General features: G+C 41.6%; 16 protein-coding genes. 11 read left to right on the top strand and 5 right to left on the bottom strand.

Annotation, left to right across the window (positions count from 1 at the left end):
* The first annotated feature begins 40 nt into the window (after positions 1-40).
* The 4 genes from AB5217_RS17280 to AB5217_RS17265 all read left to right on the top strand — a co-directional run bounded on the left by AB5217_RS17280 (position 41) and on the right by AB5217_RS17265 (position 6955).
* Positions 41-565 (top strand): NUDIX hydrolase, encoded by a 525-nt coding sequence (locus tag AB5217_RS17280; RefSeq protein ID WP_120144694.1) that lies wholly within the window; start codon positions 41-43, stop codon positions 563-565.
* A 296-nt stretch (positions 566-861) separates the two neighbouring features.
* A complete protein-coding gene (locus AB5217_RS17275; protein WP_368112822.1) occupies positions 862-2172 on the top strand; it encodes an ATP-binding protein in 1311 nt (436 codons plus the stop codon).
* A gap of 23 nt (positions 2173-2195) precedes the next feature.
* Positions 2196-5213, top strand: a complete 3018-nt coding sequence (locus tag AB5217_RS17270) for a tetratricopeptide repeat protein (RefSeq protein WP_368112821.1) — start codon at positions 2196-2198, stop codon at positions 5211-5213.
* 20 nt (positions 5214-5233) lie between these two features.
* The gene (locus tag AB5217_RS17265) at positions 5234-6955 is read left to right on the top strand and encodes a TonB-dependent receptor (protein WP_368112819.1); all 1722 of its coding nucleotides are present in this window, start codon (positions 5234-5236) and stop codon (positions 6953-6955) included.
* Between the two features lie 101 nt (positions 6956-7056).
* Here AB5217_RS17265 and AB5217_RS17260 read toward each other — a convergent pair whose 3' ends face one another.
* Both AB5217_RS17260 and AB5217_RS17255 read right to left on the bottom strand, forming a co-directional pair.
* Positions 7057-7956 carry an Rpn family recombination-promoting nuclease/putative transposase gene (locus AB5217_RS17260; protein WP_004323868.1) on the bottom strand — a complete coding sequence of 300 codons (900 nt, stop codon included), beginning with the start codon at positions 7954-7956 and terminating at the stop codon, positions 7057-7059.
* A gap of 57 nt (positions 7957-8013) precedes the next feature.
* The gene (locus AB5217_RS17255) at positions 8014-8619 is read right to left on the bottom strand and encodes a DsbA family protein (RefSeq protein WP_004323869.1); all 606 of its coding nucleotides are present in this window, start codon (positions 8617-8619) and stop codon (positions 8014-8016) included.
* A gap of 339 nt (positions 8620-8958) precedes the next feature.
* Here AB5217_RS17255 and topA point away from each other — a divergent pair, with 339 nt between their 5' ends.
* Positions 8959-11304: a type I DNA topoisomerase gene (gene topA, locus AB5217_RS17250; protein WP_004323870.1), complete on the top strand. Its 2346-nt coding sequence runs from the start codon at positions 8959-8961 to the stop codon at positions 11302-11304.
* A 72-nt stretch (positions 11305-11376) separates the two neighbouring features.
* A complete protein-coding gene (locus AB5217_RS17245; RefSeq protein ID WP_004323871.1) occupies positions 11377-13401 on the top strand; it encodes an LruC domain-containing protein in 2025 nt (674 codons plus the stop codon).
* 236 nt (positions 13402-13637) lie between these two features.
* Here the strand turns inward: AB5217_RS17245 and AB5217_RS17240 are convergent, their stop codons facing one another.
* From AB5217_RS17240 to AB5217_RS17230, 3 genes are all read right to left on the bottom strand, one after another.
* The gene (locus AB5217_RS17240) at positions 13638-14825 is read right to left on the bottom strand and encodes a low temperature requirement protein A (protein ID WP_004296480.1); all 1188 of its coding nucleotides are present in this window, start codon (positions 14823-14825) and stop codon (positions 13638-13640) included.
* A gap of 63 nt (positions 14826-14888) precedes the next feature.
* Positions 14889-16706, bottom strand: a complete 1818-nt coding sequence (argS, locus tag AB5217_RS17235; protein WP_004323872.1) for an arginine--tRNA ligase — start codon at positions 16704-16706, stop codon at positions 14889-14891.
* A gap of 83 nt (positions 16707-16789) precedes the next feature.
* Positions 16790-17062 (bottom strand): HU family DNA-binding protein, encoded by a 273-nt coding sequence (locus AB5217_RS17230; protein WP_004296482.1) that lies wholly within the window; start codon positions 17060-17062, stop codon positions 16790-16792.
* Positions 17063-17283: 221 nt separating this feature from the next.
* Here AB5217_RS17230 and AB5217_RS17225 point away from each other — a divergent pair, with 221 nt between their 5' ends.
* The 5 genes from AB5217_RS17225 (at position 17284) to secDF (ending at position 25239) form a co-directional block, all read left to right on the top strand.
* Positions 17284-17958: a rhomboid family intramembrane serine protease gene (locus AB5217_RS17225; protein ID WP_008776855.1), complete on the top strand. Its 675-nt coding sequence runs from the start codon at positions 17284-17286 to the stop codon at positions 17956-17958.
* Positions 17939-18844, top strand: coding sequence for a rhomboid family protein (locus AB5217_RS17220; protein WP_004296484.1), 906 nt, complete (start codon positions 17939-17941; stop codon positions 18842-18844). Before AB5217_RS17225 ends, AB5217_RS17220 begins: the two co-directional genes overlap by 20 nt.
* Positions 18845-18848: 4 nt before the next feature.
* Positions 18849-19934 carry an endonuclease/exonuclease/phosphatase family protein gene (locus AB5217_RS17215; protein WP_032847046.1) on the top strand — a complete coding sequence of 362 codons (1086 nt, stop codon included), beginning with the start codon at positions 18849-18851 and terminating at the stop codon, positions 19932-19934.
* Positions 19935-19965: 31 nt separating this feature from the next.
* Positions 19966-22050, top strand: coding sequence for a M3 family metallopeptidase (locus AB5217_RS17210; protein ID WP_139147481.1), 2085 nt, complete (start codon positions 19966-19968; stop codon positions 22048-22050).
* 165 nt (positions 22051-22215) lie between these two features.
* Positions 22216-25239: a protein translocase subunit SecDF gene (secDF, locus tag AB5217_RS17205; RefSeq protein WP_004302499.1), complete on the top strand. Its 3024-nt coding sequence runs from the start codon at positions 22216-22218 to the stop codon at positions 25237-25239.
* The last annotated feature ends 56 nt before the right edge of the window (positions 25240-25295 follow it).

Raw genomic sequence — 25295 nt, 5'->3', positions numbered from 1 at the left:
TTTGCAAGCATAAACAAAAATCTGGAAAAGATATACGATCATGGAACATCCTCTTGCCCAATTCTTATATTGCCCTGAATGTGGTTCCTCTCATTTTGAGATTAACAACGAGAAATCTAAAAAATGTGCAGATTGCGGCTTTGTCTATTATTTCAATCCTTCTGCCGCCACAGTAGCACTCATCTTGAATGAGAAAAATGAACTGCTTGTCTGCAAACGTGCCAAAGAGCCAGCCAAAGGGACTCTCGATCTTCCCGGCGGATTCATCGATATGAATGAAACAGGCGAAGAAGGTGTTGCTCGCGAAGTACTGGAAGAAACAGGGCTGAAAGTTAAAAAAGCCGTTTACCAGTTCACACTTCCCAATATTTATGTTTATTCAGGTTTCCCTGTACATACTCTCGATATGTTTTTCCTCTGCACTGTAGAAGACATGAGCCATTTCTCCGCCATGGATGATGTAGCAGATTCTTTCTTCCTACCTCTCTCCGAGATTCATCCGGAAGATTTTGGGTTGGATTCTATCCGTCGCGGACTTAGCTTGTTTCTAGCTCAATGCCGCTAAGATAATCTCATCAGCCTGATAGATTGAGAGTATTTCATCTATAGTTATGTCCCATTTTTAAGATATTCCTCCAAAACATCAGATAAAAAAAAGATGGGCCATTTTTCAGTAGCCAATTGATGTATTTGTAAAATAGAAGTTCATTTCAACCAAATAGATCAAAGTAATTTATCACATAATCTTAAACAATCATATTATATTACTATAAATGAACAAAATACAACATATTGTGTTATCTTTGTAACCACCATTAATTTAATGGTCATTAAATTAACCGCCATTAAGATAGCAATAATATGAAGTTCTACGACCGAAAGAAAGAAATGGCGATACTGTATGCAGCTAAAAAGCAATCACAAACGAGCGCTTGCTTTACTGTAATGACCGGACGCCGACGAATCGGAAAAACAGCTCTACTCTTAGAGTCTGTCAAAGACACCCGATTCGTATATATATTTGTAGCAAGAAAGAGTGAAGTCCTGCTTTGCGCACAATATCAACCTGTCATTCAGGAAACGCTTGGCATTCGTATCTATGGAGAAATCAGAGAGTTCGCACAGCTCTTTGAACTGCTGATGCAACATTCCCAAAAGGAAAATTTCACATTAATCATTGACGAATTTCAAGAATTTCTCTATATCAATCCGTCTATCGTCAGTGACATACAACGTATTTGGGACCAATATCACGCGACTTCCAAAATCAATTTCATTGTATGCGGTTCCGTTTATTCAATGATGAAAAGAATATTCGAAGACCGCAAGGAGCCATTATACGGACGCCTTACCGCCCGAATTGCCCTGCATCCATTCACCACCACCGTTATCAAAGAGATTCTAGCAGACCATGCCCCTCAATTCACATCGGAAGATTTGCTTTGCTTGTATTTGCTGACAGGTGGAGTAGCCAAATACATCACCCTATTGATGGAAGCGAAAGCATTTAATAAAACTGCCATGATAAATTATGCGCTTTCCGAAGGCTCACCATTTCTGACAGAAGGCAAAGACATGTTGATTTCCGAGTTCGGGAAAGACTATGCCAATTATTTTTCTATCCTATCTCTCATTGCAGAAGGAAAAACAACACAACGAGAGATTGATTCCATCATCAATAAAAACACCGGTTCCTATTTAGCCAACCTTGAGGATGAATATTCATTAATCAAAAAAGTGAAACCGATGTTCGCTAAACCTAATAGTCGTGCTACCCGTTATTGCCTGCAAGACAATTTTCTACGATTCTGGTTTCGCTTTATTTTCTCAAACAACGCAGTACTAGAAATGGGGAAAAACCATTTACTGATAGAATATGTAGAAAAGAACTATGAACAATACAGCGGCCTACTGTTAGAAAAATATTTCCGTGAACTTATCGCTGAAGAAGAGGAAGTTACCGACGTAGGTAACTATTGGGACAAAAACGGAGAAAATGAAATAGACCTGATCGCCCTCAACCGGTTTAACAAAACAGCACTTATCGGAGAAGTAAAAAGAAATCCGAGAAAAATAAGTATCCCGGCATTGGAAAAGAAAGGAGAAACTTTACATAAAGAATTAAATGATTATAAAATAACTTTCAAAGGATTCTCATTGAAAGATATGTAGTACTTTTGCATAAACACCCGATTATGAAAAAAGAAATTACTAGACTCATTTGTGCCGCCATCTGCTGCACGCCCATTATAGGATTTGCCCAGACAGGTGATAAGTTCACTTCGACTGACAACCTTTATAAAGAAGGGAAAGAACTTTTCCAGGAAAAGAATTATGCAGCTGCTCTGCCGGCATTGAAAGCATTTGTAAAACAAAAGCCTGCAGCCAGCCTTCTTCAGGACGCAGAGTATATGCTAGTCAGTTCGGCTTACGAACTGAAAGACAAAAACCGCATCGAACTCCTCCGCAAATATCTCGACCGTTATCCTGATACTCCATACGCTAACCGCATTTATGCGCTGTTAGCCTCCTGCTATTTCTACGAAGAAAAATATGATGAAGCACTGGCACTCTTCAACTCTGCCGACCTCGATTTGTTAGGTAATGAAGAACGGGACGACTGCACCTACCAACTGGCTACCTGTTATCTGAAAACCGATAATCTACGAGAAGCAGCCATCTGGTTTGAAACTTTGCGTGCCAACAGCCCCAAATACGCCAAAGATTGTGATTACTATCTTTCCTACATCCGCTATACACAAAAACGTTATACTGAAGCGTTGAAAGGCTTCCTCCCCTTACAGGACGACTCAAAATACAAAGCACTCGTCCCTTATTATATAGCCGAAATTTATACGCAGCTCAAAAACTATGATAAGGCACAAATTGTAGCACAAAACTACCTGTCAGCCTACCCGAATAACGAGCACGCAGCAGAAATGTACCGTATTCTGGGAGATGCCTATTACCATTTCGGACAATATCACCAAGCCGTAGAAGCATTCAACAATTACTTGAATAAGGATCGCTCAGCTCCCCGGCGGGATGCCCTTTATATGCTAGGACTCTCCTACTACCAAACAAAAGTATACTCCAAAGCAGCCGAAACATTAGGTAAGGTAACAACTGACAACGATGCCCTTACCCAAAATGCATATCTCCACATGGGACTCTCTTATCTGCAACTAGCAGAGAAAAACAAAGCACGCATGGCTTTTGAACAGGCAGCCGCCTCCAATGCTAATATGCAAATCAAGGAACAGGCAGCTTACAATTACGCTCTTTGCCTGCACGAGACTTCTTTCTCCGCTTTCGGTGAATCAGTTACTGCCTTTGAGAAATTCCTGAATGAATTTCCGACTTCTCCATACGCTGAAAAAGTCAGCAGCTACCTGGTAGAAGTTTACATGAATACACGTAGCTACGATGCAGCTTTGAAATCAATCGACCGGATTGCCAAACCAAGCGCACAAATATTGGAAGCCAAACAGAAGATACTGTTCCAATTAGGAACTCAATCTTTCGCTAACGCCGACTTCGAACAAGCTCTGAAATATCTGAACCAATCCATTGCCATCGGACAATACAATCGTCAGACCAAGGCAGACGCTTACTATTGGTGCGGAGAATCCTATTACCGTCTAAACCGAATGGTAGAAGCCGCGCGTGATTTTAATGCTTATCTGCAACTCACCACCCAACCCAATAACGAAATGTATGCGCTTGCCAATTATAACTTAGGGTATATCGCTTTCCACCGGAAAGACTATACGCAAGCAAACAATTACTTCCAAAAATACATTCAACTGGAGAAAGGTGAAAATGCAACCGCACTTGCCGATGCATACAATCGTATTGGTGACTGCCACCTGCATGTACGTAACTTCGAAGAAGCCAAACAGTATTATTCGCAAGCCGAACAGATGAATACTTCTTCCGGAGACTATTCTTTCTATCAGCTGGCTCTTGTATCCGGTCTGCAGAAAGACTATACCGGTAAGATTACCTTGCTGAACCGTCTGGTAGGAAAGTACCCTGCTTCTCCTTATGCCGTAAACGCTATTTACGAGAAAGGGCGTTCCTATGTTTTGATGGACAACAACAATCAAGCCATTACTTCTTTCAAAGAATTGCTTACTAAATATCCTGAAAGTCCGGTCAGCAGGAAAGCTGCCGCCGAAATCGGATTATTATATTACCAAAAAGGAGATTACAACCAAGCAATCGAAGCCTACAAACAGGTTATCGAAAAATATCCGGGCAGTGAAGAAGCCCGCCTTGCCATGCGTGATTTGAAATCTATTTATGTGGATCTCAACCGCATCGACGAATTTGCTGCTTTAGCAAATGCCATGCCGGGACACATCCGTTTCGATGCTAACGAACAAGACTCGCTTACGTATGCCGCCGCAGAAAAGATTTATGCACGAGGCAGAATGGAAGAAGCCAAAACAAGCCTCAACAAATACCTGCAAACTTTCCCGGAAGGAGCCTTCAGCCTGAACGCACATTATTATCTCTGCCTGATCGGAAACGAGCAGAAGAATTATGATATGATTCTTCTCCATTCCGGTAAGTTGTTGGAATATCCAAACAATCCGTTTGCAGAAGAAGCACTGATCTTGCGTGCTGAAGTGCAATTCAACCAGCAAAATATGGCTGAAGCATTGGCTAGCTACAAAATGCTGAAAGAAAAAGCAACCAACGTAGAGCGCCGCCAACTTGCTGAAACGGGTATTCTGCGTTGCGCCTTCCTATTACGAGATGATATAGAAACCATCCATGCAGCTACCGACTTGCTTGCAGAGGCCAAACTTAGTCCGGAGCTAAGAAATGAAGCTCTTTATTACCGTGCTAAAGCCTATACCAAGCAAAAGGCTGACAAGAAAGCAATGGAAGACTATCGTGAACTGGCCAAAGACACACGTAACTCTTACGGTGCCGAAGCTAAATATCAGGTTGCACAATCCCTCTACGACGCAAAAGAATATGCCGCTGCAGAGAAAGAGTTACTCAACTATATAGAACAGAGTACGCCACATGCTTATTGGCTAGCGCGCAGTTTTATCCTTCTATCCGACGTCTATCATGCTACGGGTAAAGATCTGGACGCACGCCAATATCTGCTAAGTCTGCAACAGAATTATCAAGGGAATGACGATATTGAAAGCATGATTGAAAGCAGACTTAGTAAATTGAAAGTTGAGAATTGAGAATAAAAAAATAGAAAAGTATGAAACGATCTCATTATATAATAGGAGGACTCGCATTGGCAATCTCAATGCCATCCTGCCTTCAAGCCCAAACCACCCAACCGAAGGATACAACAATGACCCGCACGGTCGTTGTGGAACAAGAATATAACCCGGACATTATGGACGCCTCGAAAGTAAACGTCCTGCCTAAAGTAGAAGAACCGACAGTAAGCAAGAAAGAAGTAGAGTATGCTACAACATTCTTTCCGGCCACTTCCGTTCCGGCAGGCCTGATGCGCCCCTATACCGGAAAAGAAGTTCAACCCGGCACTACCCCGGGATATGTACGTGCCGGATATGGTAATTATGGCAATTTGGATGTTCTCGCCAATTATCTATTCCGCCTGTCAAAAAAAGATAGGCTGAATGTTCGTTTCCAAATGGATGGAATGGATGGTAAGTTAACTCTTCCTTTCACAAATGGAGAGAAATGGAATGCTTTCTACTACCGCACACGTGCTAATGTGGATTATACGCATCAATTCGATAAGTTGGATTTAAATATTGCCGGAAACTTCGGATTGAGCAACTTCAACTTCCAACCGGAAAGCGTAAACAGCAAGCAAAAATTCACATCCGGTGACTTCCATGCGGGCATTCATTTCACTGATGAGACTGCACCACTGCGTTTCAATGCAGAAACAAATCTGTTGATGTATGAACGTCAGCATAACATGTTCAATGAATCTGAAGCCAATACAGGTATCAAGGAAACAATCATACGCACCAAAGGCGATGTCACGGGAACTATCGGCGACCAACAATTAATAACTATCGCTTTGGAGATGAACAATCTTCTCTACAACGGATATACAAAGAATGTTTCCACCGGAGATGAATACTTCAAAAACTACACAACGCTTCTTTTAAATCCATATTACGAACTGGATAATGATGACTGGAAATTGCATATCGGAGCCAATGTAGATTTATCTTTCGGATTTGACAAGTCTTTCCGTATCTCACCCGATATCACTGCACAGTATATTTTTTCTGATAGCTACATTGTTTATGCAAAAGCAACCGGCGGTAAGCAATTGAATGATTTCCGCAGATTAGAAAGTATCTGTCCTTACGGTGAACTGCCGGAGGCAAATACCACTGCTACTTTGGGATACGTACAACGTCCTTATGATACTTACGAGCAAATCAACGGTAGTATCGGATTCAAAGCAAGCCCTTATCCGGGACTTTGGTTCAACGTGTTCGGTGGTTATCAGAATCTAAAGAACGACTTATCTTATTTAGGTTTTGACCCAAGTAATATTCATTCAGGCTCTTATCTTTCTTTTGCTCAAGATAATACAGATAATCTCTACCTTGGCGGTGAAATCAGTTACGATTACAAAGATATCCTCGGAATATCAGCTAAATATACTTACCGTAATTGGGACAGCAAAACAGAGGAATATCTGTTGGCTGTGAAACCAGTCAGTGAAATGTCTTTCAATGTACGTATTCATCCGATCTCTGCTCTTAACATAAATCTAGGTTATGATTACATCAACCGGAAAGAAGTGAAAGAGTATGCAAAAATGACCGCAATTAATGATTTGCATATCGGAGCCAGCTATAATGTATTCAAAGGAGTATCTGTTTATGCGCAAGTACATAACCTGCTGAACAAGAAATATCAATATTATTTAGGTTATCCTACGGAAGGATTCAATTTCTTAGGAGGATTGAGTTTCCGATTCTAAATTAATGAAAGGGGCGTTTCCATTTCCGGATAACGCCCCTTCTCAAAAACTTAAACTTCAATTATTTTGTTGTCTTCACTACAAATCCGTCACCAATAGATTTATAAACCTTGTATTTCTTCTGCCGACAGACCTGTTATCTGTGAAATAGTATTAATAGGAATATTCAAAGCCTTCATATTACGTGCTGTTTCTCTTTTTTCTTCCGCACGTCCTTCTGCACGACCTTCCGCGCGACCCTCTGCACGTTCTGTCAATATATTATCTTTCAATATTACAATATTATCCAAATGACGATAATATGCTTCAAGTTCAGTTTTCGTCATTTTATCGAGTTTCAATCGTTCACGAGCCTCCGTCAAACCGGGAGCAGTAGCACTATCTGGTATATCACCTGTATTCAGATAACAAATCCATTCTTCCAACGGACTCTTGGCAACCTGATTAAAGTCATTCACCTTTAATATATAATATTCAGGATAAAGCTGACTGACAGCATCGACCTTAAACGTCTGTTTTTGGAACGGAGTCAACTCCAGCACATCATTCTGATGAATCCCTCTAAACTCCGTTTTACCATGATATACTATATCCTTTCCATTGCCTAATGAAAAATAGACAATATTAACGCTATACACTTTACGTACTTTATCATAACCTTCTCCACGATTGATGTACTCGGTCACCAATTTAGAAGTACCAAACAACATACGTTGGAAATAAGCATACTCATTGTTATTCTGAACTTCAATCAGAATAAGTTCTCCTTTAGAGTTCTCCGCAAGCATATCAACACGATTATACTTATCAAACTCATCTTCTTGATTTCCTTCACTTTCCAACAATTTCTGAATGACAATCTTTTCATTGAGAAGAGTAGTCAGAAAGCCTTCAAGAACTGCAAAGTTGGCTTTATTACGCAATAAGCGTTTCATAGCCCAATCGAAACGAATATAATTACTAGCCATAGGTTCGTCTCCTTTCCCATTTTCTTTTTTCATGCAAACAAAGGTAAGCAGAAAATGTTTAATATCAAGTATATATATCCGAAAAATGACTCATCCTACCTTTATATAGACTACCGATCGTCCTGCTCCATACTTTTTTAAAATCCCTTTTTCAATAAATGCATTAATATCCTGCAATGCCTGTGTTTTTGTCTTTCCAACAAGTAAGGCATAATCCTGCCGATTAATACATGGATTCTTTTCCAAGAATTTATTTAATCGCTGCAAGCATTTTTCTTCTGCTAATGGATTCTTCACACGAAAAGGCGAATGATAACGTTGTAATACCAATTCAGTCTCAATATCCTTCTTAAACTGACGGTTGATTCTCAAATTAATATCTTTAAGAGATACTGACGGTGAACGCAAGTCTTTTGAATCAGTCACTTCTTTGTTCACATTCAAAGAAAGAGTAAAATAACCAATATCACCCAATTCAACGGAAAATCCCTTCAAAAGCAAATGTCTTAGTTCTTTCGAGATAGCTTCTATGACACCTACCACTTGCGCATGAGGCATATGCTGAAATGCAGTCACTTGTTCTACAAATTCTTCGGCTGTATAACTGCCTTTCAAAACGACACGTGCATGCAGTGGTAGTTCTTCTCCACTCTTATCAGGGTTGGGAGTCTCATAAAGGTCATAATTAACACTCATTACTTATTAGTTTTTCATTGGAAAAGATTAATTTCTCTCTTCCAATATATTATTTATTCAATTTACTATTCAGTTTCCGTTTGACAGTTGTCAAGCGATAGCTCAACAGTTGTCAGGCGTTCGTTTGACAACTGTCAAACGAAAACTAACTTACTAATGAGACAAATGTACGTAGAATATAGAGAAACTAACCTATACCAATTGATATTTTATTTCCTGCAATAAAATGTAAATCTTAAGATTTTATTAAATTCTCCTTATAATATAAGGTAGGGAGAATCTTTTTTTTTACTTTTGTCCCCGAATATTGTGGTACAAGCCATTATAAAAGAAAGAATTATGCAGAAAAACCTTGTCATTGTCGAGTCTCCGGCAAAAGCAAAAACGATTGAAAAGTTTCTGGGGAAAGATTTCAAAGTCCTTTCTAGTTACGGACACATACGCGATCTGAAGAAAAAAGATTTCAGTATCGACGTAAATAATGATTTTGAACCCAGCTACGAAATCCCGGCAGACAAAAAGGCGCTGGTTAGCACACTAAAGACAGAAGCTAAAGAGGCAGAAACCGTATGGCTCGCATCCGATGAGGACCGCGAGGGAGAGGCGATTGCCTGGCATCTGTATGAGGTCTTAAAACTAAAACCGGAAAACACAAAACGAATCGTATTTCATGAAATTACGAAGAGCGCTATCTTAAAAGCTATTGAACAACCACGCGACATTGACCTCAACCTCGTAAATGCACAGCAAGCACGACGGATTCTGGACCGTATCGTAGGTTTCGAACTCTCTCCCGTACTTTGGAGAAAAGTGAAACCGGCACTCTCGGCCGGACGTGTTCAGTCTGTTGCCGTCCGTCTGATCGTTGAACGTGAACGTGAAATACATGCCTTCAAAACGGAAGCTGCTTATCGCGTCACCGCCGTATTCCTCGTCCCGGACGCGGATGGAAAGCTGGTGGAAATGAAAGCTGAACTGGCTCGCCGTATCAAAACAAAAAAAGAAGCAAAGGCTTTCCTCGACGCTTGTCAGGGAGCGAGCTTTGCAATCGATGATATTACCACCCGCCCGATCAAGAAAACGCCTCCTGCTCCGTTCACAACGTCTACTTTACAACAGGAAGCCGCACGCAAACTGGGATATACCGTAGCGCAGACCATGATGCTCGCGCAGCGTTTATATGAATCGGGATTCATCACTTACATGCGTACGGACTCTGTCAACCTTTCGGAATTTGCAACGGCTGGCAGTAAAGACGCTATCATCAAAATGATGGGCGACCGCTACGTACATCCCCGCCATTTCGAGACCAAGACCAAGGGTGCACAAGAAGCTCACGAAGCCATCCGCCCTACTTATATAGAGAACCAATCCGTTGAAGGAACAGCGCAAGAGAAGAAACTGTATGACTTGATCTGGAAACGCACCATTGCTTCACAAATGGCAGATGCGGAACTGGAAAAGACAACTGCTACCATAACGATAAGTGGCAGCAGCGACGTATTTACAGCTATCGGCGAGGTGATTAAGTTCGACGGTTTCCTGCGCGTGTACCGTGAGTCTTATGATGACGACAACGAACAGGAAGATGAAAGCCACCTGCTTCCTCCTTTGAAGAAAGGCCAGAAGTTGGAACATGGGCCTATTATCGCAACCGAACGTTTCACCCAACGTCCTCCACGCTATACGGAAGCAAGTCTTGTACGCAAATTGGAAGAACTGGGTATCGGACGTCCGTCTACGTATGCACCTACTATCTCTACCATCCAACAACGCGAATATGTGGAGAAAGGTAATAAAGACGGGGAAGAACGGCAGTTTAATGTCATGACATTGAAAGATTGTCAGATTAAGGATGAAAACCATACTGAAATTACCGGTGCAGAAAAGGCGAAGTTGTTCCCAACGGATACCGGCACTGTGGTAAATGATTTCCTTACCGAATATTTCCCAGACATTCTGGATTTCAACTTTACCGCCAGTGTAGAAAAGGAATTTGACGAGATTGCAGAAGGAGAAGTGAAATGGACTTCTATCATGAAGAATTTCTATGATAAGTTCCATCCGTCTGTAGAAAACACATTGGCTATCAAGACGGAACATAAAGTAGGCGAACGTATTCTGGGAGAAGAACCGGGAACAGGCAAGACTGTTTCTGTTAAGATTGGTCGCTTCGGTCCTGTTGTACAGATTGGTACTGTAGAAGATGAAGAAAAACCACGCTTCGCACAAATGAAGAAAGGTCAATCCATGGAAACCATCACTTTGGAAGAAGCACTGGAATTATTCAAATTACCTCGTACACTGGGCGAATATGAAGGAAAATCAGTCAGTGTAGGCGTAGGCCGTTTCGGTCCGTATGTCCTGCACAATAAGGTATATGTATCGCTCCCGAAAACACTTGATCCGATGGAAATTACTTTGGAAGAGGCAGAACAGCTGATTCTGGAGAAACGCCAGAAAGAAACGGAACGCCACATCAAGAAGTTTGAAGAGGAGCCGGAACTTGAGATTCTGAACGGACGTTACGGACCTTATATTACCTATAAGGGTTCCAATTATAAAATTCCTAAAGATATCGTCCCGCAGGATTTGAGTTTGGCTAGCTGTTTGGAACTCATCAAATTACAAGATGAGAAAGGACCAGCGACCACAAAAAAAGGACGATTCGCAAAAAAGAAATAAAAAAACTAGAAAAAGAGCAAATTATATAATTAAATGTATATATTTGCTCTTTATCTTTTAATACACAAACTTATGAAGCAAACAAAATTAAAGTATTTAATGATAGGAGTGCTTACCATAGCTTCCATCAGTTGTATGGACAAAGAGCGTGACTTATCTTGGGAGAGAAGGCATATGCCAAAAGAAGCATACTTCGACTTCAACATGACCCAAGCTGTTGCTTTGGATATCAATTATTGTTTTAAAAGCGAAAATTATCGTGTCCTTTTTGACATTTACGATCAAGATCCCATTGAATACTCGGCTGACGGCAGCGTGTTCCAAAAGGACATAGAGCCTATCTACCGTGCAGTTACAGACGAAAAAGGCAAATTCAGTGGAGAAATGAATATTCCGGCGGACCTCTCGGAAGTATGGTTATCATCGGATTATTTAGCCACCGTATCTCCTCTTAAACTAACGATTGACGACAGTCGTCAGCTTTCATTTAATCAAGATGCATATATCACTGCCTTACGTTCACAAACGGCATCAAAAACCAGAGGAGTGACCGTGAACCAACATACCTATCTAAAAGAATGGCATGTTCTTCCCGATGCAGACTGGGATAACAACGGAAGACCAACCAATCTGGAGCCTAAAATAAACATACCTCCGGCAGACGTACTATACAACATCAAGTATGTTTTCAGAAAGGTTACAGTCAAAGATGAGAGCGGTAAAAGCAAGGTTATGAACATCAGTCAGAATTATCCGGAGTTTTTTGATGGTTCCATTAAAATGACTTCAGATATTCCAATTGTTAACCCGACCGAAGTAAGCCTCGTATTTATAAACAGCTCTGCTGCATGGTACAATACAGTTGGATATTACACCTATCCGACCAACAATCCGCCCCAGAGCAAGAGTGATATAAAACAAATAATTGCATTCCCAAACACCTCTCCTGTTTACAAGACTTTAGGGGTAGGAGCATTAGTGTGTGGCGAAGAAATAAAACTCAAATATTGGAATGAAGAGACACAGGAATACGAAGACAAATTTCCTGCAGGAGTCACAATTGGCTGGTGCCTTCAAGGTATGGGATTCAAGAGTAAACTCACCTCAGAAACAGATAAAGACAAAGTGGGCGATATCATAAAAGGTATGGGGGCACGCTACTCCACCAGGAATCTAAACACGAATAATACACAAAGAACTGTATCTCTCCGTGATTCCAAGTCCGGGCAGATTGTAGCAGTAGGATTCGAAGATAATATTGACTTCGATTATGCAGATGCCATCTTCTATATTCATACGTCAGAAAAGAATGCTATTGACCCGACATTGCCTCCATTGCCTGAAGACCCCGAAGCAATCCCCGAGCAATATAAAATTTCTTATTCCGGTACACTGGCTTTTGAAGACTTATGGCCTAAGTTAGGTGATTACGATATGAATGACGTAATGGTAAAGTACACCAGTACGATGACCCGAAATGCTCTTGACAATCGCATTTACGAAATAGAAGACAAGTTTATCTTACAGCACTGTGGCGGTTATCTGCAAAACGGATTTGGATATCAATTACACAAGCTCTCAAACAGCAATGTCAAGAGTGTAAAAATAACGGGGCCTGATGCCAGTGGTTTATCAAGTTCTATATACATGGAAGGAAAAGAAACAGAGCCTGGACAGTCTCACCCAACCATATTGTTGTATGACGACATGACAAAATTCAAAAATATCACTGATGAATCAAAGAAAGAATATACTGTAACCATCACGCTTGATGGAGCTAGTGAGAAAGAGGTGGTACCTCCTTACAACCCGTTTATCTTCATCAGTTCCAACGAGGGTAGAGGCAAAGAATTACATCTGATAAATTATCCCCCGACTGACAAAGCCGACTTATCGTTACTGGGAACCGGAAAAGACATCTACAGACCAGAAGAAGGGATGTATTATGTTTCTGCAGACTTGATGCCGTTTGCTATCAATATGCCAGTAAGTAATCTCCCGGTTCCAGAGGAAGGGAAACGAATCGATCAATCATATCCCAAGTTCTCTGGATGGGTATCATCGAATGGGAAACAAAATAAAGATTGGTACAAATAAAGATTGATACGATTTAAATAAGAGCAGCCCGGATATTGTACGGAATCGCTATCGGGACTTCGCATTGCGAACCATCGATGAAAAAGACATAATAGACATCCGTTTAGAAAGGCGCGAATTACGCAGTTCACACAACTTCTTGAATACTCACCAAGAATTCGTGTGAACTGTGTTTTTATTTTAAGCCACAATATTATAGGATATAAGTATTATCCGTTATGAATGGGCTTTCATCATTAAATCTTCGGCTCCCATTTTATCTTAAAACCTTTATTAGGGAATAGCATATCAAACACAATCACGAATATAAAAACAGATGTTACCAAGATATTCATCGTCAATAAAGAAATGTGATAAGGCCAGGGAAGCAGTAAAGCCAAAGCTATTACAGCAATAATATGTGATAAAGGAAGCATACGGCACGTGACATATTTATAGATACTATTTGCCAGAATATAAACGATTGGTCCGATAATCAGAACAAAAACAACTTCCGCTCTCATTTCTTGTTCGGGATGGGCAACAATCAGTTCGTCTCCTACCGCACAAATAATCAATGCTCCCACCAGTACGATATGAATTGCATTATAAATCAACCCCAGCTTTCCGGGATCTTTCACTTCCTGTATTTTCCGACTACCGGCTTCACTGCTCACATCAAAGTAAACCCACCACATAGCCAAACTACCAATGAAAGATATGACAGCAGAAATAATCACGAGAGGCGTCCATTCTTCTACTTCACTCAAAGAAGCTCCTGTCATCAATAGAGTTTCTCCAAAAGCAATAATCACAAACAACTGGCAACGTTCCACCAAATGATGCCCTTCAATAGTCCATTCCTTGCTACTGTCCGAACGTCCCAGACGAGGTAAAGCAAATCCGTGCATCGGGGCTGTATAATCACAGATGGCGGCTATAATCCACAGTAGAATTTGCCATTCTCCCTGCAATATGGCACCCGTAATCCAAAAGACGGCAGATATACAGAACCAGCCCATAATTCGCTTAAAATTAGCAGCCAGATGATGATCTCCTAACACCCCGATAATATAAAGTGTTCTCCCTGCCTGTATCAGAACATAGCAGACAGCAAATATCAATCCCCGGTAAGTAAAGGCATAAGGAATAGCAGCCGCCATCACCAGCCCCACCAGCATACTGATAAAAAGAAGAATACGTATCGGCCGGGTATCCGGGTTGAACCAGTTAGTCACCCAGATGGTATGTTGCCACAACATCCAGACTGCAAACCACAGGATTGTTTCTTTCAATAATCCTTCCCAAGTGAGATTATGAAGCAAATAATGTGAAAGTTGCGTGACCGAGAAAACATAAATCAGGTCAAACAGCAGTTCGGAATAAGAGACAGTAGCAGTTTCCGTTTCTCTCTTCCGAAGCAATGGATGGGGGGAGTAAAACATACGAGGTTCCTTTTATATATATAAAAGAAACCCCGCAGAAGTCTATTTTGTTCAGAGAAAGTCTTACATTCTGGAAGGAACTTCGATACCCAGCAAATTCATTCCCAAGCGAACAACTTTAGCTACATTAGCAGACAGAGCGATACGGAATACTTTCACTGCCTCATTCTCTTCGCGCAGAATACTATAGTCATGATAGAACTGATTGTATTCTTTCACCAAGTCATAAGTATAATTAGCAATAATAGACGGGCTGTAATCTTCACCGGCTTGTTTTACAACAGCAGCAAAGTCGGCAACCATCTGAATCAGCCCTTCTTCCTTTTCACTCAATTCAATACCAGCCGGAATCTGTTCAGAAATTACGATACCTGATTCGGCAGCTTTCCGAAGTACAGACTGGATACGTGCATAAGTATATTGAATAAACGGACCTGTATTACCATTGAAGTCGATAGATTCTTTCGGATTGAATGTCATATTCTTACGGGCATCGACTTTCAGAATGAAATATTTCAATGCTCCCAGACCCACAATACGGGCAATATCATCAGCTTCTTCCTGTGTCAAACCATCCAGTTTGCCTAGTTCTTGTGAAGTTTCTTTAGCAGTGGCAATCATTTCCTCCATCAAGTCGTCAGCATCAACTACCGTACCCTCACGGGATTTCATCTTACCTTCCGGCAGTTCCACCATTCCGTAAGAGAAGTGTACCAGACTCTTACCCCATTCGAAACCAAGTTTATCGAGCAAGATAGAAAGCACCTGGAAGTGATAGTTCTGTTCGTTACCTACTACATAAATCATCTTATTAATCGGGTAATCGGCAAAACGAAGTTTAGCCGTACCGATATCCTGAGTCATGTAGACAGAAGTACCGTCACCACGGAGAAGGAGCTTATGATCCAGTCCTTCGGCAGTCAGGTCGGCCCATACGGAACCGTCTTCTTTCTTGTAGAAGAAACCTTTTTCCAGACCTTCCATTACCTTTTCTTTTCCTTCGAGGTAAGTATTGGATTCATAATAGATCTTGTCAAAGCCAACCCCCATCTTCTTGTAGGTTTCGTCGAATCCTGCATATACCCAGTTGTTCATCATTTCCCACAATCCGCGTACTTCCGGATCACCGGCTTCCCACTTCACCAACATTTCGCGGGCTTCCTGCATCAATGGAGATTCAGCTTCAGCCTTTGCTTTCGCTTCATCGTCACTCATTCCCTGCGCTGTAAATTTAGCCATCAGCTCCTTTACTTCCGCTTTATAATGCTTATCGAAAGATACATAATAATCACCTACCAGGTGGTCACCCTTCTTACCCGAAGTTTCAGGAGTTTCACCGTTTCCGTATTTCTTCCATGCCAGCATGGACTTACAGATGTGGATACCACGGTCGTTTACAATATTTGTTTTGACTACCTTATTGCCGTTTGCCGCTACAATGTTAGCCAATGCGTTGCCTAAAAGGTTATTACGCACGTGTCCCAAGTGAAGCGGTTTGTTTGTATTCGGAGAAGAATACTCAATCATCACCAATGGAGAAGCGTCAGTGACCTGCATTAAGCCGTACTGTTCATCCGCCTGAATCTCGTTCAGCAATTCAATCCATGTAGCCGATGCAATAGTCAGGTTCAAGAACCCTTTTATCACATTAAACGCTGCTACAGCCGGATCGTTTGCTTTCAGATATTCACCGATTTCCTGTGCTGTTTGCTCCGGTCCTTTTTTTGACATCTTCAGAAAAGGGAACACGACCAGTGTCAAATGTCCTTCAAATTCTTTCTTTGTTTTTTGCATTTGCACCATCTTTTCAGGGACTTCCTGACCGTAGAGTGCTTTCAGTCCACTAATAACGGACGCTACAAGTTTATCTTCTATCTTCATAATCAAGTTATTTCTTGCGCGCAAAGATACAAAAAAAGGAGACGCATCGCGTCTCCTCTCCTAATTTCTTTCAACTATCTATCTTATTCAACAGCTGCAGATAATTCAGCACCAGCTTTAAATTTAGCTACTTTCTTAGCAGGAATAGTAATAGTTGCCTTTGTAGAAGGGTTAATACCAGTTCTTTCAGCTCTTTCGCTTACAGAGAAAGTACCAAAACCTACGAGAGATACTTTGTCACCAGCTTTCATAGCATTAGTAACTGAAGTGATGAAAGCATCAAGTGCTTTTTTTGCATCGGCTTTGCTCATTTGAGCTTCAGCAGCCATTGCACTAATAAGATCAGACTTATTCATAATACGTAAAATGATTAATTAATATATTTGTTACACAAAAGATTATCCCACAATGGATTGATTCCACAAATATAGCCGAACAAAACAACATATCAAATAAAAACATAAAAAAAACGCAGCAAATTATTGAAAAAGAGCTAATAGGAAGCGTTTTTCATGCTTTAAAACAGAATTTATTCGTACTTTTGCGTCTATTATCTAAATATTCAGAAATTAAAATGATGCCAACTGTAACTAAAAACCTGATAATTATCAATGTACTAGTATTTTTCGGGACAATCGTAGCCCAACGTTACGGCCTGGATTTAACGAATTATCTGGGATTACATTTTTTCCTTGCAAGTGACTTTAATCCGGCACAGCTTATCACTTATATGTTTATGCACGGCGGATTCAGCCACATTTTCTTTAATATGTTTGCCGTTTTTATGTTCGGACCGATTCTCGAACAAACCTGGGGACCCAAACGTTTCCTCTTTTACTATATTCTCTGCGGTATCGGTGCGGGACTTATCCAGGAAGGAGTGCAGTATATTCAATATGTAACGGAGCTTAGCCACTACGCACAAGTGAATATAGGTACAGGTGTTATCCCAATGGAAGAGTATCTGAACATGATGACCACCGTAGGTGCTTCGGGAGCCGTTTACGCCATATTGCTGGCATTCGGTATGTTATTTCCCAATAACCGGTTGTTTATCTTCCCGCTGCCATTTCCTATCAAAGCGAAGTTCTTCGTTATAGGATACGCCGCGATTGAATTATGGTCAGGACTTGCCAATAGCGCCGGAGACAATGTCGCTCACTTTGCTCATCTGGGAGGAATGTTATTTGGATTGATCCTGATTTTGTATTGGAGAAAAAAAAGCAATAACAATGGGACATATTATAGCTGATTTAAAGGAGACATTCAGAAGAGGAAATATTTTCATCCAACTGATTTATATCAACGTAGGCATCTTTCTGATCGGCACGTTGATTAACGTTTTCTTGCGACTGTTTGAAGTAAGTACCCCCGATATATTCGGTATATTTGCCCTGCCGGCATCCTTTATCGGATTTATTCATCAGCCGTGGTCGTTATTTACTTATATGTTTATGCATGCCGGTATCCTGCATATTTTATTCAATATGCTCTGGCTGTATTGGTTCGGAAGTTTGTTTCTCTACTTTTTCTCGGCCAAACATTTAAGAGGACTATATGTATTAGGAGGTATCTGTGGAGGTTTACTGTATATGGTTGCCTACAATGTATTTCCTTTATTCAGTTCGCAAGTGGCGGGTGCAACATTGGTAGGAGCATCAGCTTCCGTATTAGCCATCGTAGCTGCTACGGCTTATCGTGAACCAAATTACAGGGTGCAACTTTTTCTTTTCGGTGCTATCCGTCTCAAATATCTGGCACTGGTTGTTATCGGAATCGATGTATTATCCATCACCTCAAGTAATGCCGGAGGACATATCGCCCACCTGGGCGGTGCTCTTGCAGGACTTTGGTTTGCCGCCAGCCTAAGTAAAGGAACTGATTTGACTTCCTGGATCAACTGGATTCTGGATGGTTTCACCTCCTTGTTTCAAAAGAAAACATGGAAACGGAAACCGAAAATGAAGGTACACTATGGAAACAGTGCCACCGGTCGCGAGAAGGATTATGATTACAATGCCCACAAAAAAGCACAGTCTGATGAAGTGGACCGTATTTTGGAAAAACTAAAGAAATCCGGTTACGACAGTCTGACAACTGAAGAAAAGAAAAGCTTGTTCGACGCAAGCAAAAGATAAAGGAATGGAACATATTGGCAAATTTGTCGCATATCTGATACTTGCTGTCAACGCTCTCTTCGTGGGAACGTTGATATTAAGCGCTTATAGCCCTTACCTTAACCCGAAAATAAATCCACTTGCTTCCAGCTTGGGACTTGCATTTCCGATATTCCTGACGATTAATCTGATTTTTATCGGCTTCTGGGCATTCGTCAACTACCGCTATACGCTCTTGCCCGCCATCGGTTTTCTAATTTGTATTCCGCAGATACGGACTTATATTCCTTTTAACTCCACCACAAAAAACATACCGGAAGGAAGCATCAAAATCCTATCCTACAACGTAATGAGTTTCAACAATTTGGAGAAGAAAGATGGAAAAAACCCGGTATTGTCTTATCTTGTAGATAGTAACGCCGATATTATCTGTCTGCAAGAATATAACACCGCTACCAACAAGAAATACCTGACGGAACAGGACATTAAAAAAGCATTGAAAGCCTATCCTTACCAATCCGTCCACCAACAAGGGAAAGGAGACGTGCAACTTGCCTGTTTCTCTAAGTTCCCCATACTCTCGATACATCCCATCGAATATGAAAGTAATTATAACGGCTCCATGAAATATGTACTGAATGTGAATAACGACACTCTTACATTAATCAACAACCACCTGGAATCCAACAAGCTCACCAAAGAAGACAGAGGGATGTATGAGGATATGATTAAAGACCCGAATGCCAAGAAAGTAAAAACCGGACTTAGGCAATTAATAAGAAAACTGGCGGAAGCATCGGCTATCCGGGCTACACAAGCAGATTCTGTGGCTAAAACCATTGCAGAAAGTAAATATCCGACAACCATAGTATGCGGCGATTTCAACGACGGTTCTATCTCATATACCCATCGCATCCTGACTCAAAAACTAGATGATGCATTCACACAGTCCGGTAAAGGATTGGGTATTTCCTACAATCAGAACAAGTTCTATTTCCGCATAGACAATATCTTGATCAGCCCCAACCTGAAAGCCTACAATTGCACGGTAGACCGGTCTATCAAGGCATCAGACCATTACCCGATCTGGTGCTATATCAGTAAACGATAAGAACTGAAAACTCTAATAAAAAACACTTATGATGATTAAAAAGACACTAACCATTTTAGCAGTAAGTTGTATGATGTACTCCTGTGCTACGAAAACAGAAAGCAATCCTTTCTTTACAGAGTTTCAAACCGAGTATGGTGTTCCTTCTTTCGACAAGATTAAATTAGAGCACTATGAACCTGCCTTTCTAAAAGGTATAGAAGAACAGAATCAAAATATCGAAGCCATCATCGAAAGCCCGGAAATTCCGACATTCGAAAATACGATTGTGGCTTTGGATAACAGCGCACCCATCTTAGACCGGGTAAGCATCATTTTCTTCAATATGACAGATGCGGAAACTACTGATTCGCTGACCGCACTTTCCATCAAACTGGCACCGGTTCTTTCGGAACATAATGACAATATCTCCCTGAATGGGAAACTATTCAAACGGGTGAACGATGTCTACCAAAAGAAAGATTCATTGAACCTGACGTCGGAACAAGAACGTCTGCTGGACAAGACTTATAAAAGATTTATCCGTTCCGGAGCGAACCTTGGCGAAAAGGACCAAACTCGCCTCCGCGAAATCAACAAGGAACTTTCTACACTCGGCATTACTTTCAGCAACAATATACTGAATGAGAATAATGCCTTCCAACTTTTCGTTGACAAGGAAGAAGATCTGGCAGGATTGCCTGAATGGTTCCGCCAAAGTGCGGCCGAAGAAGCGAAAGCAGCCGGACAACCGGGAAAATGGTTGTTCACCCTGCACAATGCCAGCCGTCTGCCTTTCCTGCAATATTCTGAAAATCGCCCGCTCCGGGAGCAAATATACAAAGCTTATATCAACCGCGGCAACAACAACGACGGGAACGATAACAAGGAAAACATCCGCAAGATCGTTTCTCTCCGCCTGGAAAAAGCGAACTTATTAGGTTTCGACTGTTATGCAAACTTCGTCCTGGATGAAACCATGGCAAAGAACGCCAACAACGTAATGAGCCTTTTAAATAACCTCTGGAGCTACGCACTGCCAAAAGCAAAAGCAGAAGCTACCGAACTTCAGAAATTAATGGATAAGGAAGGAAAAGGAGAAAAACTGGAAGCATGGGACTGGTGGTATTACACCGAAAAACTGCGGAAAGAAAAATATAATCTGTCTGAAGAGGATACAAAACCTTATTTCAAACTGGAAAATGTACGCAATGGTGCTTTCGCCGTAGCCAACAAATTATATGGCATCACCCTAAGCAAACTGGAAGGCATACCAACTTATCACCCTGATGTAGAAGTCTTTGAAGTGAAAGACGCAGACGGTTCCCAGCTCGGTATCTTCTATGTAGACTATTTCCCACGTCCCGGGAAAAGCGGTGGTGCATGGATGAGCAACTATCGTGAGCAACACGGAACAACCCGTCCATTGGTATGCAACGTTTGCAGCTTTACCAAGCCGGTAGGCGACACCCCCTCTTTATTGACCATGGATGAAGTGGAAACCCTGTTTCACGAATTTGGTCACGCCCTGCACGGACTGCTGACAAAATGCGAATACAAAGGAACATCGGGAACCAACGTGGTACGCGACTTTGTAGAGCTTCCTTCTCAAATCAACGAACACTGGGCGACTGAACCCGAAGTGCTGAAAATGTATGCCAAACATTATCAGACAGGAGAAGTGATACCCGACGAAATCATCGAGAAGATACTGCAACAGAAAACTTTCAACCAGGGCTTCATGACCACCGAATTACTGGCCGCCGCCATCCTCGACATGAACCTGCACACGATAACAGATGTAAAGAATCTGGATATGCTTGCATTCGAAAAAGAAGCGATGGACAAGCTTAATTTGATTCCCGAAATAGCACCGCGTTATCGCGTGACTTACTTTAATCATATCATTGGCGGATACGCAGCCGGATACTATAGTTACCTATGGGCCAACGTATTGGACAATGATGCTTTCGAAGCTTTCAAAGAACATGGTATTTTTGATAAAAACACCGCCGACCTGTTCCGCCATAACGTATTGGAGAAGGGAGACAGCGAAGACCCGATGGTGCTTTATAAGAATTTCCGTGGAGCGGAACCAAGCCTGGAACCACTACTGAAAAACAGAGGAATGAAATAATTCAGCAAAAAAGCCCTTAAACATCAAATATTTGAGGGCTTATTACACATGAATGTGAAAAAAAAACTATATTTGCAGCCTTGTATGCGGCAAAAAGAACTTGTGTACGACAGAATTTAACTGAAAATTAAATTAAAAAAGTAATCATCATAAATTAAAAGTAAAATGCAAAACAAAGGATTTGTAAAGGTTTTTGCGGTATTACTCACACTGGTATGTGTGTTCTATCTCTCCTTCTCCTTCGTAACACGCCATTATACCAACAAGGCGAAAGAAATTGCGAACGGCGACCCGAAAGTGGAACAAGACTACCTCGACTCTCTCTCCAATGAGAAAGTGTGGTTGGGTAACTGGACGCTGAAACAATGTCGTGAGATGGAGATTAGTTTAGGTTTGGACCTAAAAGGTGGTATGAACGTTATCCTTGAAGTTTCTGTACCTGATGTTATCAAAGCACTGGCTGACAACAAGCCGGATGAAGCTTTCAACAATGCATTGGCAGAAGCTGCAAAACAGGCTGTAAACAGCCAGGATGATATCATCACGCTATTTGTCAGAGAATACCACAAAGCTGCTCCTAACGCAAAACTTTCCGAACTCTTCGCAACACAACAGTTGAAAGACAAAGTTAACCAGAAATCATCGGATGCAGAAGTTGAAAAAGTATTGAGAGCAGAAGTAAAAGCTGCTGTTGAAAACTCATATAACGTACTTCGTACACGTATCGACCGTTTCGGTGTTGTTCAGCCGAATATCCAGAGCCTGGAAGACAAAATGGGTCGTATCATGGTGGAATTGCCGGGTATCAAAGAGCCGGAACGTGTGAGAAAACTTCTCCAAGGTTCTGCTAACCTGGAATTCTGGGAAACTTATACAGCTAAAGAAGTTCTTCCTGCCATGCAATCTGCTGATGCTAAATTGCGCGCTGTATTAGCGCAGGAGACAGGTGCAGACTCTACTGCTGTAGATTCCACCAAAGAAGCTCCGCTTGCAGAAGCTACTCCGGCCAAGAAAAACGTAAGTGCTGCCGACAGTCTTGCTGCTGCCCTGAAAGGAGATGCTACAACTACTGAAGATAATTCAACAGCTAACCTGGCAGAAATTAAAAAGCAATACCCTCTGTTGGCTATCCTGCAGTTGAACTCTAGCGGACAAGGTCCTGTGATCGGTTACGCTAACTACAAAGACACTGCTGATATCAACAAATATCTGGCTATGCCGGAAGTTAAAGCAGAACTCCCGAAAGACCTTCGTTTGAAATGGGGTGTTTCTCCTTCTGAATTTGACAAGAAAGGACAGACGTTCGAATTATATGCTATCAAGTCTACCGAACGCAACGGTAAAGCTCCGTTGGAAGGTGATGTAGTAACAGACGCGAAAGATGAATTCGACCAATACAGCAAACCGGCTGTCAGCATGACAATGAACTCTGACGGTGCACGTCGTTGGGCACAGCTGACCAAACAGAACATCGGTCGTTCTATCGCTATCGTTCTTGACAACTATGTATATTCTGCACCAAACGTAAACTCTGAAATCACAGGTGGACGTTCACAGATTACAGGTCATTTCACTCCTGAACAGGCAAAGGACTTAGCAAACGTATTGAAATCAGGTAAGATGCCGGCTCCGGCTCACATCGTACAGGAAGATATCGTTGGTCCGTCATTGGGTCAGGAATCTATCAATGCAGGTGTATTCTCATTCGTAGTGGCTCTGATTCTGTTGATGATCTATATGTGTATGATGTACGGCTTCATACCGGGTATGATTGCCAATGGTGCATTGTTCCTGAACTTCTTCTTCGTATTAGGTGTCCTCTCCTCCTTCCAGGCAGCATTGACAATGTCCGGTATTGCCGGTATGGTGTTGTCACTAGGTATGGCAGTGGATGCGAACGTACTTATCTACGAACGTACTAAAGAAGAACTTCGTGCCGGTAAAGGTGTGAAGAAAGCACTTGCTGACGGTTATTCCAACGCATTCTCCGCTATCTTCGACTCGAACCTGACATCCATCATCACAGGTGTCATTCTGTTTAACTTCGGTACCGGTCCGATCCGTGGTTTTGCTACGACATTGATTATCGGTATTCTAGTATCCTTCTTCACCGCTGTGTTCATGACCCGTATAGTTTACGAACACTTCATGAACAAGGACAAACTATTGAACCTTACATTCACAACCCCTGTTTCAAGAAACTTGATGACCAACACACGTTTTGATTTTATGGGAACAAACAAAAAATCCCTTATCATCACTGTAGCCATCATCCTCGTTTGTATCGGTTCATTTGCCATGCGCGGTTTAAGCCAGAGTATCGACTTTACCGGTGGACGTAACTTCAAGGTACAGTTCGAGAATCCGGTAGAACCCGAACAGATTCGTGAATTGATCTCCAGCAAGTTCGGTGATGCTAACGTTAGTGTTATCGCTATCGGTACAGATAAGAAAACTGTACGTATCAGCACCAACTACCGTATTGAAGATGCAGGAAACGATGTTGACTCTCAAATCGAAGCATATTTATATGAGACTTTGAAACCTGTGCTGACTCAAAACATCACTCTAGCTACCTTTATCGACCGTGACAATCACACTGGTGGTAGTATTGTAAGTTCTCAAAAAGTGGGTCCGAGTATCGCAGACGATATCAAAACAGGTGCCATCTATTCCGTAGTACTGGCTTTGATCGCTATCGGTCTGTATATCTTAATCCGTTTCCGTAACATCGCATATAGTATTGGCTCTATCGTAGCTCTATCATGCGATACCATCATGATTATCGGTGCTTACTCATTGTTATGGGGTATCGTTCCATTCTCACTGGAAATTGACCAAACGTTTATCGGTGCTATCCTGACAGCTATCGGTTACTCTATCAATGACAAGGTGGTAATCTTCGACCGTGTACGTGAGTTCTTCGGCCTGTATCCGAAACGTGACAAACGTCAGTTGTTCAATGATTCATTGAATACTACACTTGCACGTACTATCAATACATCATTAAGTACATTGATCGTATTGCTGTGTATCTTCATCCTTGGCGGTGATTCAATCCGCAGCTTTGCATTCGCAATGATCTTGGGTGTTGTTATCGGTACATTGTCATCACTGTTCATTGCATCTCCGATTGCATACAACATGATGAAGAACAAAAAAGTCGTACCAGTAACTACGGAAGAATAATAAATTCCAGAAATAGAAAAAGCCTCTTCCGAACATTCGGTAGAGGCTTTTTCTAT

The organism is Bacteroides sp. MSSM.1001136sp1_RTP21357st2_D2_RTP21359_211015 (genome assembly GCF_040913205.1).
Classification (GTDB): Bacteria; Bacteroidota; Bacteroidia; order Bacteroidales; family Bacteroidaceae; genus Bacteroides; species Bacteroides ovatus.
The sequence above is the reverse complement of the archived record's forward strand: the minus strand, read 5'-3'. Positions and strand labels throughout refer to the sequence as shown.